Annotated in this window: 10 protein-coding genes, 1 tRNA gene and 3 pseudogenes; 11 read left to right on the top strand and 3 right to left on the bottom strand. The window is 25.8% G+C overall.

Going from position 1 to position 14419, the window contains the following annotated elements:
* The first annotated feature begins 84 nt into the window (after positions 1 to 84).
* From glmM to D9V60_RS01885, 11 genes and pseudogenes are all read left to right on the top strand, one after another.
* Positions 85 to 1418, top strand: a pseudogene (gene glmM / locus D9V60_RS01930) (phosphoglucosamine mutase).
* A 121-nt stretch (positions 1419 to 1539) separates the two neighbouring features.
* Positions 1540 to 1860, top strand: coding sequence for a preprotein translocase subunit SecG (gene secG, locus D9V60_RS01925; protein WP_158360669.1), 321 nt, complete (start codon positions 1540 to 1542; stop codon positions 1858 to 1860).
* A 56-nt stretch (positions 1861 to 1916) separates the two neighbouring features.
* A tRNA-Leu gene (locus tag D9V60_RS01920) sits at positions 1917 to 1998 on the top strand.
* 151 nt (positions 1999 to 2149) lie between these two features.
* On the top strand, positions 2150 to 3637 hold the full coding sequence (nusA, locus tag D9V60_RS01915; protein ID WP_158360668.1) for a transcription termination factor NusA: 1488 nt from the start codon (positions 2150 to 2152) through the stop codon (positions 3635 to 3637).
* 15 nt (positions 3638 to 3652) lie between these two features.
* A pseudogene (locus tag D9V60_RS03170) lies at positions 3653 to 3935 on the top strand (IF-2-associated domain-containing protein); the annotation flags it as partial.
* A gap of 131 nt (positions 3936 to 4066) precedes the next feature.
* Positions 4067 to 6262: pseudogene (gene infB, locus D9V60_RS01910) on the top strand (translation initiation factor IF-2); the annotation flags it as partial.
* A 53-nt stretch (positions 6263 to 6315) separates the two neighbouring features.
* Positions 6316 to 6678: a 30S ribosome-binding factor RbfA gene (rbfA, locus tag D9V60_RS01905; protein ID WP_158360666.1), complete on the top strand. Its 363-nt coding sequence runs from the start codon at positions 6316 to 6318 to the stop codon at positions 6676 to 6678.
* A gap of 19 nt (positions 6679 to 6697) precedes the next feature.
* Positions 6698 to 7618 (top strand): tRNA pseudouridine(55) synthase TruB, encoded by a 921-nt coding sequence (gene truB / locus D9V60_RS01900; RefSeq protein WP_158360665.1) that lies wholly within the window; start codon positions 6698 to 6700, stop codon positions 7616 to 7618.
* 97 nt (positions 7619 to 7715) lie between these two features.
* Positions 7716 to 7985, top strand: coding sequence for a 30S ribosomal protein S15 (gene rpsO, locus D9V60_RS01895; RefSeq protein ID WP_158360664.1), 270 nt, complete (start codon positions 7716 to 7718; stop codon positions 7983 to 7985).
* Between the two features lie 268 nt (positions 7986 to 8253).
* The gene (pnp, locus tag D9V60_RS01890) at positions 8254 to 10377 is read left to right on the top strand and encodes a polyribonucleotide nucleotidyltransferase (RefSeq protein ID WP_158360663.1); all 2124 of its coding nucleotides are present in this window, start codon (positions 8254 to 8256) and stop codon (positions 10375 to 10377) included.
* Positions 10378 to 10729: 352 nt separating this feature from the next.
* Entirely contained in the window at positions 10730 to 12529 is a 1800-nt protein-coding gene (locus D9V60_RS01885; RefSeq protein ID WP_158360662.1) for a DEAD/DEAH family ATP-dependent RNA helicase, read from the top strand.
* Between the two features lie 49 nt (positions 12530 to 12578).
* On the opposite strand, the gene D9V60_RS01880 is transcribed toward D9V60_RS01885, so the two are convergent.
* The 3 genes from D9V60_RS01880 to pyrB are packed head-to-tail and all read right to left on the bottom strand — an operon-like array spanning position 12579 to position 14412.
* Positions 12579 to 12971 (bottom strand): Rid family detoxifying hydrolase, encoded by a 393-nt coding sequence (locus tag D9V60_RS01880; protein ID WP_158360661.1) that lies wholly within the window; start codon positions 12969 to 12971, stop codon positions 12579 to 12581.
* Positions 12972 to 13010: 39 nt separating this feature from the next.
* Positions 13011 to 13469, bottom strand: a complete 459-nt coding sequence (gene pyrI / locus D9V60_RS01875; protein WP_158360660.1) for an aspartate carbamoyltransferase regulatory subunit — start codon at positions 13467 to 13469, stop codon at positions 13011 to 13013.
* A 10-nt stretch (positions 13470 to 13479) separates the two neighbouring features.
* Positions 13480 to 14412: an aspartate carbamoyltransferase gene (gene pyrB / locus D9V60_RS01870; protein WP_158360659.1), complete on the bottom strand. Its 933-nt coding sequence runs from the start codon at positions 14410 to 14412 to the stop codon at positions 13480 to 13482.
* Positions 14413 to 14419 lie beyond the last annotated feature (7 nt).

The raw sequence follows: 14419 nt of genomic DNA, 5'->3' as shown, positions 1-14419 counted from the left end.
GTTTTTAAAAAACAGATTTTTTTAAAATATTAAATATTTTATAATTTTATATTTATACATTGTTTAAAATAGAGATAAATTAACATGAAAAATTTTCAATACTTTAAAACAGATGGAATACGTGGAAAAGTAGGTAAACAACCAATAACTCCAGATTTTATGTTAAAATTAGGACAAATTATTGGAACTATTTTAGGTGAAAATAAAAAAAAATTATTATTGGAAGAGATACTCGTATTTCAGGATCTATGCTTCAGTATTCTTTAGAATTTGGTATTCTGTCAAAAGGAATTTCTACTTTATCAGCTGGGTGTATACCTACATCTGCAATTGCATATTTAACACAATCTTTAAATGCTTCAGCAGGCATTATTATTTCAGCATCTCATAATGCTTTTGATGATAATGGAATAAAAATATTTTCTAAAAACGGAACTAAAATAACTAGAGATATAGAAATTTCAATTGAAAAAGAATTAAATAATCCTCTTTATGATTTTTCTTATGTAAAAAATTTTGGATTTTCTAAAAAAATAAATAATTCTAAAAAAAAATATATTGATTTTTGTAAAAATACATTTCCTAAAAATATGAACTTATCTAAATTTACTATTGTATTAGATTGTGCTAATGGATCAGCTTATAATATAGCGCCTAAAATTTTTCAAGATTTAGGAGCAAATGTAATAACTTATTCTATTTATCCAAATGGCATTAATATTAATAAAAATTCAGGATCTACCAATACCGTTGAGTTAAAAAAATTAGTAATTGAAAATAAAGCTGATATTGGATTAGCATTTGATGGTGATGGAGATCGTGTTATTATGGTAGATCATTTAGGAAATGAAGTAAATGGAGATCAAATTATTTATATAATTGCAAAGCAATATTTAAAAAATAACAAGTTAAATGGTGGAGTAGTAGGCACTTTAATGACTAATATGGGTGTTATTCTTGGTTTGAAAAAAATTGGAATACCATTTTTTGCTGCACAAATAGGTGATCGTTATATATATAAAAAAATTAAAGAAAAAAACTGGATGCTTGGCGCGGAACAATCAGGACATGTTATTTTATTAGATAAACATTCTACTGGTGATGGAATTATAGCTAGTTTACAAGTATTATCAATTATGATTGAAAATAATGCATCTTTATACTGTTTATCTAATCAAGTAATATTATTTCCTCAAATATTATTAAATGTTTTTTTAAAAAAAGATCAAAATTTTGAAAAAAATATAAAATTTCAGTCTATTATTGAAAAATCAAAAAATATTTTAGGAGATACTGGTCGAATTTTTATTCGAAAATCTGGAACTGAATCTTGTCTTCGGGTTATGATAGAAGACCAAGATCATAATAAAATAAAAAAAATAGCTAATACAATTTCAAATACAATTAAGTTAATTTAATAAATGTATAAAATGTTAGTTTTTAAATATAATTAAGTTGAAAATATTTATATATGTTAATAGAAATTTTACCAAAATAGTAATTTTTTTACTTTTATTTAAAAAAGGAAAATTATTTTTTATGTATTTATTTTTTTTAGTTTTTTTGATTTTTATTTCTATTTGTTTAAATTTTTTAATTTTATTACAACCAGGGAAAGGAACAAGTGATATGATGCATTCAAACACCTTTTCTAATATTAAATTATTCAATAGTTTTCGAAGTAATAGTTTTGCAATAAATATTATTGGGTTATGTTCTGGTTTATTTTTAATAATTAGTCTTATTTTATGTAATATTAACGATAAAAAAATAAATTCAAGTTTATTTGAAGATCATAATAATGAAAAAGAGTTGAATTTTAAAAAAAATAAAATATTAAACACTGAAATACCTCGTTAGATTTAAATTTTTAATTTTTTAAAGTTATTTTAGAATATAATAAATATCAGATTCGAGCCGAGATGGTGAAATTGGTAGACACGCTATCTTGAGGGGATAGTGCCTTAAGGCATATGGGTTCAAGTCCCATTCTCGGTATTATTTTTTAAAATATAAAAAATTTTACATTAAATATATTAATAAAATATTATATTTTAGTTTTATAAATAGGGTAATATTACCTAAAACCCCGAATTTTCGGGGTTTTTTATTAGAATATTTAAAAATATTTATTCAGAGGTTGACTAAGATGAATAAAGAAATCTTAGCTGTTGTAGAAGCTGTTTCTAATGAAAAATCACTACCGCGTGAAAAAATTTTTGAAGCTTTAGAAGTTGCATTGGCAACAGCTACAAAAAAGAAACATGAACAAGAAATTGATGTTCGAGTTAGCATTAATCGTAAAACTGGTAATTTTAGTACTTTTAGAAGATGGATGGTAGTAGATATCGTCAATCACCCAACGAAAGAAATTACTTTGGCAGCAGCTTGTTTTGAAGGTGATAAAGTTGAAATCAATGATTATGTAGAAGATAAAATTGATTCTGTTGATTTTGATAGAATTACAACACAGACTGCTAAACAAGTAATTGTTCAAAAAGTACGTGAAGCAGAACGTGCTATGTTAGTCGATCAATTTCGAAAATATATTGGACAGATTATTACTGGTATTGTAAAAAAAATTAATAGAGATAATCTTATATTAGACTTAGGAAATAACGCTGAAGCTGTAATTTTAAAAGAAGGTATGTTACCTCGAGAAAATTTCCGTCCTGGAGATCGTATTCGTGGTATTTTATATGGTGTGCATCCTGAAGCTCGTGGCGCTCAATTATTTATGAGTCGTTCAAAAACCGAAATGCTTATAGAATTATTTCGCATAGAAGTCCCTGAAATTGGTGAAGAAATTATTGAAATTAAAGCGGCGGCACGTGATCCTGGATCTCGTGCTAAAATTGCAGTAAAAACTAATGATAAACGAATTGATCCAGTAGGTGCATGTGTAGGAATGAGAGGTGCGCGAGTACAAGCGGTATCGAGTGAATTATGTGGAGAGCGTATTGATATTATTTTATGGGATGATAATCCAGCTCAATTTGTTATTAACGCAATGGCTCCAGCAGATGTTACATCTATTATAGTTGATGAGGATCATCATACAATGGATATTGCTGTAGATTCAAACAATTTAGCTCAAGCTATTGGTAGAAATGGTCAAAATGTTCGTTTAGCTTCTCAAATTAGTGGTTGGGAATTAAATGTAATGACTACAGAAGATTTACGAATAAAACATAAAGAAGAAGCATCTGCTGCTTTTAATATTTTTAAAAAATATTTAAATGTTAATGAAAAAATTATTACTACTTTAGTTAAAGAGGGTTTTTCTTCTCTTGAAGAGCTGGCTTATATACCAATTGATGAATTATTATCAATTAATCTTTTAACTGAAGAAGAGGTAAAATTAGTTCGAGAATGTGCAAAAAAAGGATTAAATCTTATCGAATTAGATCGAAAAAAAATGATAAATAAAAAACAAATAGAACAAAAACTTTTAGATATACAAGGAATGAATGAAGTATTGGCATTAAAATTAGCTGAAAAAAATATATTTACTTTAGAAGAATTAGCTAATCAAGGAGTAGATGATTTAATTGATATCGAAAATCTTAATTCTGAAGAAGCTGGTGTATTAATTATGACTGCTCGTAATATTTGTTGGTTTGATAGTAAAGTTTAATAATAGGAAAATAGTATGATTGATATGAGTTTAAAAGTGTTATCTAGTGAAATTAAAATACCAGTAAAAGAATTAATAAAAAATTTTTCTGAAATTGGAATTGTAAAAAATGAAAATGATTTTATTAATATTTCAGAAAAGAAATTTTTATTAAAACATCTAAGAAAAAAACAAAATATTTCTGAAAATACTTTTATTCTACAAAGAAAAACTCGTAGTACTTTAAATGTTTCTTTAGCTGGAGGTAAAAATAAATCTGTTCAAGTAGAGATTAGAAAAAAAAGAACATATACTAAAAGTATTACGCCAGAAGTTCAAACTGTATTAAAAGATAAAAAATTACCTCAAAATAAAGAAAAAATTTTTTTAAAACCTTTTTCAAAAAAAATTACAAAAGAACAAATTTTTAAAGAACATGTTAGTCTGTTAGAAAAAAACAAATCTAATAAAGATTCTATAAATAAATTAAATAGATTAAAAAATTCTAGTATTCTTAAAAAAAATGAAAAAAATAAAGTTTTAAAAAGAAATATAGATTTGAATAAGAATTCTTTTAATTCAAAGAAAATAACAAAAGAAAATTTAGAACATAAAAAATTTAAAGAAGAAACAAAAGATTATCATTTAACTACATTTTTTCATACTCGTAATATAGAAAATGATGAAAACAATAATGAAAACGAAAAAAATAAAAGAAATTACAACCGAAATTTAAAAAATTATCGTCAGAAAAAAAATAACAAGCAAAGTATTAATATAAAAAATAAAAAAGAAGAAAATCGAATTTTTAAAAACAAAAAAAATATTAAACAAAAAAATAAATCTATTTTATTGCAACAAGTTTTTAAAAAACCGGAATCTTCTATTAATAGAGATGTAATTATTAATAGTACTATTATAGTATCTGATTTGGCTAATAAAATGGCAGTAAAAAGTTCTGAAGTTATTAAAACTATGATGAATATGGGTATAATAGGTAGCATTAATCATGTTCTTGATCAAGATACTGCACAATTAATTGCAGAAGAAATGGGTCATAAAGTTATTTTGCATAAAGAAAATGAATTGGAAGAATTAATCATGAAAGATCGTGATTTAGGAGGTCATTCAACTTCTATCATAAGATCTCCAGTAGTTACTATCATGGGGCATGTTGATCATGGTAAAACATCGTTATTAGATTATATTCGTTCTACAAAAATAGCATTTAATGAAGCTGGTGGTATTACTCAAAATATTGGTGCTTATCATGTAAAAACGGATTTAGGATCAATTACTTTTTTAGATACTCCAGGTCATTCAGCTTTTACTGGAATGCGTTCTCGTGGAGTAAAAATAACCGATATTGTTGTCTTAGTAGTTGCAGCTGACGATGGGGTCAAACCACAAACTATTGAAGCAATTCAACATGCAAAAGAAGCTAATGTTCCAATTATTGTTGCTATTAATAAAATTGATAAAATAGATTCAGATATAAATCAAATTAAAAATGATTTAACTAAACACAATATTATTTCAGAAGAATGGGGTGGTGAAAATATTTTTGTTTCTATATCAGCAAAAACTGGAAAAGGTATAGATGCATTATTAAATGCAATTTTATTACAATCAGAAATGTTAGAACTTAAAGCGGTATCTACTGGCATGGCAGAAGGTGTTGTAATAGAATCTTTTCTTGATAAGGGTCGAGGACCAATAGCAACTGTATTAGTTCAAAAAGGAAATTTAAAGAAAGGAGATGTAATATTATGCGGATTAGAATATGGTCGTATTAAATCATTACGTAATGAAATTGGAAAATCATTAAAACATGCAGGACCTTCTATTCCTGTAGAAGTTTTAGGTTTATCTAAAGTTCCTTATGCTGGTGATAAAGTAACTGTAGTTCGTGATGAAAAAAAAGCTAAAGAAGTTGCATATTATCGAAAAAATAAATCTCGTGAATTAAAACTAGCAAATCAAAATAGATCAAGTTTAGAAAATATGTTTAATAATATTAAAAAATCTAATTTCTCAGAGCTAAAAGTTATTATTAAATCTGATGTTCAAGGATCTTTAGAAGCTATTTCTGGAGCTTTACTTAAATTATCCACTAATGAAGTGAAAATTAATATAATAGGTTTAGGTATAGGAGGGATTACAGAAACGGATGCTTCATTAGCATTAGCATCTAATGCTATTATTTTAGGTTTTAATGTTCGAGCAGATGTTTCTGCAAAAAAAATTATCGAAATGGAACGTTTAGACCTTCGTTATTATTCTGTTATTTATGACTTAATTGATGAAGTAAAATCTGCTATGACAGGACTTTTATCCCCTGAATACAAACAAAATATTATTGGATTAGCAGAAGTAAGAAATACGTTTAAATCGCCTAAATTTGGATTAATTGCGGGATGTATGGTGATTAATGGTGTTATTAAAAAAAATAATCCAGTTCGTTTACTCAGAGATAATATAGTAGTTTATGAAGGTGAGTTAGAATCTTTACGTCGTTTTAAAGAAGACGTGAATGAAATACGAAATGGTATGGAATGTGGTATTGGGATAAAAAATTTTAACGATATAAAAATTGGAGATAATATAGAAGTATTTGAAGTTAAAGAGGTAAAAAGAATATTATAATTTATAGATAAATTTATGTTTTTAAATATATATCAAATATTGGTAATAAAAACATGGAAAAATCATTTAGTCGATCTTCTAAAATAGCTCAAGAATTAAAAAAAAATATTGCAATTATTATACAGTATTTTCTTAAAGATCCACGTTTTAAAATAATTATAACAATATCTGAAGTTATTGTATCTAAAGATTTATCTTACGCTCAGGTATTTGTTAGCTTTTTAGAAACAAATGAGAAATTAAATGTGAAAAAGTTATTAACTTTGTTAAATAAAGCATCTGGTTATATTCGAAAAATATTATGTAAAAAATTAAAATTAAGAATTATACCAAATATTATCTTTTATCATGATGATTCCTTGATAAAAGGTAATAGAATTTCATTATTACTAAATAAATTAGTAAGAAAAACGTGATTTAACAAAGGATATTTTAATGTTCTTTTATAAAAAACGTGATATTAATGGGTTTTTATTAATTGATAAACCTATAGGAATCTCTTCTAATAATACATTACAACAAGTGAAAAGTATTTTTCATGCAAAAAAAGCAGGCTATATTGGAACTTTAGATCCTTTGGCTTCAGGAATGCTGCCAGTTTGCTTTGGAGAAAGTACAAAATTTTCTTGTTATTTAAATAATTCTGATAAAAAATACAATGTCGTTGCTAAATTAGGTGAAAAAACATCTACATTTGATTCTGATGGTATTATTATAAAAAAAAGAGATATTTCATTTACACATATTGAATTAGATAAAACTTTAAAAGAATTAACTGGATTTATTAATCAAATACCTTCAATGTATTCAGCGATTAAACATAATGGTGTTCCTTTATATAAATATGCAAGACAAGGATTAAATATTCCACGTAATATAAGACAAATTAAAATATATAAATTAACCCTTGTTTCACAAAAAAATAATTTAATTGAACTAAATGTACATTGCTCAAAAGGAACATATATTAGAACACTTATTGATGATTTAGGAGAAAAGTTAGGTTGTGGTGCACATGTTATTTCATTACGTCGTACACAAGTAGGATTACTTTCTTATTCTAAATTAGTTACAATACCTTATTTAAAAGAATTATCAAATAAAAAAAATATTAATCAATTAGATAACTTATTAATGCCTGTTGATACTCCTGTTTGTTTTTTACCGAAAGTATATCTTTCTTATAAAGAATCTTTTAATTTTAAATTAGGAAAAAAAATTAGTTTTAAATCTTATATTAAAAATAGTTTAGTGCGTGTTTTAGAAAAAGAAAAAAAAATATTTCTTGGATTAGGAGAAATTTATACTGAAGAAATATTAATTCCATATCGATTAATTTCTATGTCTAATAGTTAAGTTATTTTCTATTCAATTTAAGAGTAGCATGATATTATTTTTAAATAATTTTACTAAAATATTAGTTTAATATAATTAAAAATATATGAGGTATTAAATGTCTCTTAGTATAGCCAACACAAAAGAAAAAATCTTAAAATACGGAAAAAATCACAAAGATAGTGGAAATACTGAAGTTCAAGTTGCATTATTAACACATCAAATTAATCATCTGCAATTACATTTTTCTCAACATAAAAAAGATCATTCAAGCCGTAGAGGCTTGTTAAATATGGTCTCTAAACGTCGTAAATTATTAAATTATTTAAAGAAAAAAAATATATCTCGTTATAGCACATTGATTGAAAATTTAAATTTAAGACGGTAAATATTTTTTTATATTATAAAATTACAAAAATATTTTAATTCTTTTAATTAATTTGTAAGATGTAAATTTTTTTAAAGGGCTTGATTAGCCCTTTTTTTACAGTCTTATTAAAAATATTTCCATTAATAAAACAATAAAATAAATTTTTTATAATTAAAATAAATATTTAATTTATAAATAATTTTTATAAAATATATTGATATTTTTATTTTTTAAATCAATTAATTTATAATCAACAAAAAATTAATTTTATATTAAGGATATTATTTTGCTGAATCCCATTGTACGAAAATTTCAATATGGCCAACATACAATTACATTAGAAACAGGTATAATGGCAAGACAAGCAACAGCTGCTGTAATGGCTAGTATGGATGATACTGCTGTTTTTGTTACTGTTGTGGGGGATAAAACAATTCATCCTGGACAAAAATTTTTTCCTCTTACAGTAAATTACCAAGAAAGAACATATGCTGTTGGTCGAATACCTGGAGGTTTTTTTAGAAGAGAAGGTCGTCCAAGTGAGAGTGAAATATTAACTGCTAGGTTAATTGATAGACCAATTCGCCCTTTATTTCCTAAAGGGTTTTTTAATGAAATTCAAATTATTGCTACAGTAGTGTCAGTTAATCCACAAATAAATCCTGATATAATTTCTATTATTGGTGCTTCAGCAGCATTAAGTTTATCTGGTATTCCATTTTATGGTCCAGTTGGAGCTGCTAGAGTTGGTCTAATTAATGATCAATATATTTTAAACCCTACTACTGAAGAAATGAAATCTAGTTTTTTAGATCTTGTTGTATCAGGAACTCAAAATGCTGTTTTAATGGTAGAAGCAGAATCAAAAATATTAAGTGAAGAAAAAGTTCTTGGATCAATTATTTTTGGTCATCAACAACAACAAGTAGTTATTAATAACATCCGTTCTTTATCAAATGAAGCTAGAAAATTACCTTGGACTATATCTTATCCTGAAATAAATACTGCGTTAGAATCTAAACTTATAAAATTAATTGAAAAAGATATAAGTAATGCTTATTTGATATTCAATAAACAAGAAAGACACGAAAAATTAAATTTTCTTAAAGATCATATAATTAAATTACTTTTAAATGAAAATTCAAATATTGATATAAGTGAAGTTGATGAAATTTTTCAAAAAATTGAAAAAAATATTGTAAGAAAACGTATATTAAATAATGAACATCGCATTGATGGTAGAGAAAAAGATATGATTCGTGCATTAGATATCAGAACAGGTGTTTTACCTCGGACACATGGTTCTGCTTTATTTACTCGTGGCGAAACACAATCTTTAGTTTCTGTCACCTTAGGAACATCTAGAGATGCACAAAATTTAGATGAACTATTAGGTGATAAAACGGATAATTTTTTATTTCATTATAATTTTCCACCTTATTCTGTGGGAGAAATAGGAATAGTTGGATCACCTAAAAGAAGAGAAATTGGACATGGTCGCTTAGCTAAAAGAAGTCTTTTAGCGGTAATGCCTAAAATTGATGAATTTCCATATACAATTAGAATTGTTTCTGAAATAACTGAATCAAATGGTTCTTCTTCTATGGCTTCTGTATGCGGTGCATCATTAGCTTTAATGGATGCTGGTGTTCCAATAAAATCTGCTGTAGCTGGAATATCTATGGGTTTAGTAAAAGAAGGTGATCATTATGTATTGCTTTCAGATATTTTAGGAGACGAAGATCATTTAGGAGATATGGATTTTAAAGTTTCTGGGACTAAAGACGGTATAACAGCTTTACAAATGGATATAAAAATAGAAGGTATAACTAATAAAATTATGCATATTGCTTTAAATAAAGCTAAATCTGCTAGATTACATATTTTAAATGTTATGCAGCAAGCCTTAAGTAAACCTAGAAAAGAAATTTCTGAATTTGCACCTAGAATTCATACAATTAAAATTAATCCTGAAAAAATTAAAGATGTAATAGGAAAAGGAGGTTCTGTAATTCGAATGCTTACAGAAGAAACAGGAACTATAATTGAAATTGAAGATGACGGAACAGTTAAAATATCTGCAACAATTAGAGAAAAAGCAAAAAACGCAATTCGTAGAATTGAAGAAATTACAGCAGAAATTGAAGTTGGGCGTATTTATTCAGGAAAAGTAACGCGAATTGTTGATTTTGGTGCTTTTATTACAATAGGAATTGGAAAAGAAGGATTAGTACATATTTCTCAAATTTCTGATAAAAGAGTAGAAAAAGTTTCTGATCATTTAAAACTAGATCAAATTATACCTGTAAAAGTATTAGAAATTGATCGACAAGGCCGTTTAAGACTTAGTATTAAAGAAGTAAAAAATTCTATTATATCTAATAAATCTATAAATAATATTTTTATCTGATATAATTGTTTTTTAAATGTTTTTAAATAAAAAATTTTATTTTTAATAAAATATAAATTTATTTTTTTAAAAAATACCATATATATAATATACAAATAACAATGTTATTATTCGTTTTTAGTTGATTTTTCTTATCTAACAAATATATACTTGATTTTTTTAAAATTTTTAATTAGTTGCTAATGTTATATTTCATAAATCATTAGCAATCAATATTATTTTTTTAGTATTGTATTTATTAGATCATTTAATCGTAGCCGGTTCACACTTTTCAATGAGAATAAATAATATATATATTTTCATAATGAGCTATGTAGACTGGCCACTGTAACTTAAAAGGCATATCTATTGCATGACTCATACTGAAAAAACATTTTCTTTTCTTGGTTTAAATCCTTTTATTATTCAATCATTAGATGAAATGGGATATGTCAAACCATCTCCTATTCAAGCATCTTGTATTCCATTACTTTTACAGGGCAAAGATGTACTAGGTATGGCTCAAACTGGAAGTGGAAAAACAGCTGCTTTTTCATTACCATTATTGCATAATTTAAAAATTAATTTAAAAGCACCTCAAATTTTAGTATTAGCTCCTACAAGAGAATTAGCTGTACAAGTTGCCGAAGCTTTTTCTATGTTTTCTAAATATATAGTAGGAGTTCATGTGTTACCCTTATATGGAGGTCAAAGGTACGAGTTACAATTACGCGCATTAAAACAAGGTCCTCAAATTGTTGTAGGTACTCCAGGGCGTTTATTAGATCATTTAAAAAGAGGAACTCTTAATCTTTCAAATTTACACGCATTAGTTTTAGATGAAGCAGATGAAATGTTAAGAATGGGTTTTATAGAAGATGTAGAAACAATTATGTCACAAATACCAAAAGAACATCAAACTGCTTTATTTTCAGCAACAATGCCAGAAGTAATACGACGTATTTCTAAAAGATTTATGAAAAATCCTAAGGAAATAAAAATTAAATCTAATATAACTACACGTCCTGATATTAAGCAAAGTTATTGGATGGTATATGGTAAAAAAACAGATGCTTTAATTCGTTTTTTAGAAGTAGAAGAATTTTCGGCTACAATCATTTTTGTAAAAACAAAAAATGCTACTTTAGAAGTTTCTGAAGCATTAGAACGCCATGGATATAATAGTGCAGCATTAAATGGAGATATGAATCAAGCATTACGAGAACAAACATTAGAGCGTTTAAAAAATGGTAGACTAGATATTTTGATTGCTACAGATGTTGCAGCTCGTGGTTTGGATGTTGATAGAATTAGTTTTGTAATTAACTACGATATTCCCATGGACTCTGAATCTTATGTGCATCGTATTGGACGAACAGGACGTGCAGGACGTGCAGGACGTGCATTATTATTTGTTGAAAATCGTGAACGTCGATTATTACGCAATATTGAACGTACAATTAATCAATCTATTCCAGAAGTACAATTGCCAAAAATTGAATTATTATGTGAAAAACGTCTTCAAAAATTTTCAAAAAAAGTACAACAACAGCTTGAAAGTAGAGATTTAGACGAATATATAGTTTTATTAGATAAATTACGTTTTTCTGATGATTTAGATATTAAAACTCTTGCGGCAGCTTTATTAAAAATGGCTCAAGGAGAGCGTCCTTTAATTATTAAAAAAGATGTGTTAAAACGTCCTTCTAGAGAAAATTTTTATAAAGATGATCGTAGACGTGAAGATAATCGAAATAATCGATATCGTCGCGATCGAAAAGACATCAAAGATATAGATTTGTATCGTATTGAAATTGGTCGTAATGATGGAGTAGAAGTACGTCATATAGTTGGTGCTATCGCTAACGAAGGGAATATAAATAGTCGTAATATTGGAAATATAAAACTACTTTCTTCATATTCTATTATTGAATTACCCAAAGGTTTATCTAAAGAATTATTACAACATCTTACAAAAACTAGAATTTTAAATAAACCAATAAATATAAAATTATTACGAGATTCTAAATATTATCAAAATAAATCATATAATCGATCTTTTTTAAACAAAGATATAAATATCAATCGTCGTTTTTCTGAAAATCGCCCAACTAAATCTTATTCTAATAAAAATGAAATAAAACCATCTTTTTCCCGTCGTAAAAATATTTAATTTTTTATGCCGCTTAGCGGCATATTGAATATTAATAAATAATTAAAAATTAATCGTTGTTTTTTTTATATGCAATAGCTTCCATTTCAATCTTTACATTTTTTGGTAGTTTTTGTACTTCAACGCAAGATCTTGCAGGAAAATAAGATTGATTTTTTAAAAAAAATTTTTCATATATTTCATTGATTATTTGAATTTGTTTTAAATCAATAGTAAAAATTGTTATTTTAATAATATTATTTACTTGATATTTTGATTCTTTAAGAATATATTTTATATTTTTTAATACTATATATGTTTGTTCATCAATATTTTCTGGTATATTTCCAGATTTTGCATCAATCGGTATTTGACCAGATGTAATTAAAAAATTATTGAATTGTATAGCTTGTGAATATGGTCCAATAGGTTGGGGGGCATGTTTTGTATTAATAATATTCATATAACACCATTATTTTAATAAAATTTATAATTAAATTTTTTATGATAAAACTATATTTTTAGAAAATTCTTTTTCGCAGTATTGACATTTTAAATTTATATTTTTATTTAATTTTTTTATAAAAATAAAACTAGAATTTATAAATCTATCATGACTAACACAATTACTATTTGGACAAATTAAAATACGATCTATTTTTTTAGGTAATTTTGGAAATATTTTTCCTACTAAATTATATTGATCAATATAATTAACTGTAGCACAAGGTGAATAAATAGCTAATTGATTAATTTGATCTGCGCTTAAAAAAGTATTTTCAATTTTAATAATATCCTTTTTTCCTAATTTTTGAGAAGGTAAGTTCAAACCAATCGTAATTCGTTCTTCTGTTTCTGTGAATCTAAACAAAGATAATAGTTTAAAACCTATTTGAGATGGAATGTGATCAATTACACTACCACATTTTATAGCTTCCACCTGGAGTTTGTTTATTTGCATATTTTTCTTATTAAAAATGATTTTTTATCAATACTAGTGATAGTATTGCTTGACGCGCGTAAATACCATTTGCTGCTTGTTTAAAATACCAAGCATAAGGCGTATAATCAACAGCATAATCAATTTCATCTATACGAGGAAGAGGGTGCAATATTTTTAAATTACTACGAGCGTTTTTTAAAATTTTAGTGTTTAATATAAATTTTGATTTAGCGTTTGCGTATTCAGTGGATTCAAGTCTTTCTTTTTGTACACGTGTCATATAAAGAATATCAATGTCAGAAATGATTTCTTCTATATTTTGACATCTTGTCCAGCTAATTTTTTTTTCTAAAAGCATATCATTAATATAATTTGGCATTGTTAAAGCATCAGGTGAAATAAAAAAAAACTTATTTTTTTTATATTTAGCTAATGCTTGTGTTAAAGAATGTACAGTTCTTCCATATTTTAAATCGCCTACCATTGCAATATTTAAATTATCAAGTCGATATTGTGTTTCTTTAATAGTAAATAAATCTAATAGTGTTTGAGTTGGATGTTGATTTGATCCATCTCCAGCGTTAAATACAGGTATGCTATTAGAAAATTTAGCAGCTAAACGCGCTGATCCTTCTTGAGGATGTCTTATAATGATAGCATCTACATATGAACTAATTACTGAAATAGTATCTGCTAGTGATTCTCCTTTTTTTGATAAAGATATATTATTTCCATCAGAAAAACCTATTATTGAAGCACCTAATCGATAAATTGCAGTTTCGAAAGATAGACGTGTACGAGTAGATGCTTCAAAAAAACAACTAGCAATAATTTTATTTTTTAGTAAGTTAGGTTCTGGTTTTTTTTTTAAAATCGCCGATTTTTTTAAAACTAATTCTAGTTCATCATGTTTAAGATCATTAATTGAAATTATATTTTTTTTATATAGAGAGTTTCTCAACTTTTAA

This window comes from Buchnera aphidicola (Aphis craccivora) (genome assembly GCF_005082145.1).
GTDB classification, from domain to species: domain Bacteria; phylum Pseudomonadota; class Gammaproteobacteria; order Enterobacterales; family Enterobacteriaceae; genus Buchnera; species Buchnera aphidicola_U.
This window is presented reverse-complemented; position numbering and strand designations above follow the sequence as displayed.

Bases quoted from the DNA above. Each gene is read 5' to 3' on its own strand.
- truB (WP_158360665.1), top strand. From the start codon at position 6,698: ATGTTCTTTTATAAAAAACGTGATATTAATGGGTTTTTATTAATTGAT.
- D9V60_RS01880 (WP_158360661.1), bottom strand. From the start codon at position 12,971: ATGAATATTATTAATACAAAACATGCCCCCCAACCTATTGGACCATAT.
- secG (WP_158360669.1), top strand. From the start codon at position 1,540: ATGTATTTATTTTTTTTAGTTTTTTTGATTTTTATTTCTATTTGTTTA.
- nusA (WP_158360668.1), top strand. From the start codon at position 2,150: ATGAATAAAGAAATCTTAGCTGTTGTAGAAGCTGTTTCTAATGAAAAA.
- pyrI (WP_158360660.1), bottom strand. From the start codon at position 13,469: ATGCAAATAAACAAACTCCAGGTGGAAGCTATAAAATGTGGTAGTGTA.
- D9V60_RS01885 (WP_158360662.1), top strand. From the start codon at position 10,730: ATGACTCATACTGAAAAAACATTTTCTTTTCTTGGTTTAAATCCTTTT.
- rbfA (WP_158360666.1), top strand. From the start codon at position 6,316: ATGGAAAAATCATTTAGTCGATCTTCTAAAATAGCTCAAGAATTAAAA.
- rpsO (WP_158360664.1), top strand. From the start codon at position 7,716: ATGTCTCTTAGTATAGCCAACACAAAAGAAAAAATCTTAAAATACGGA.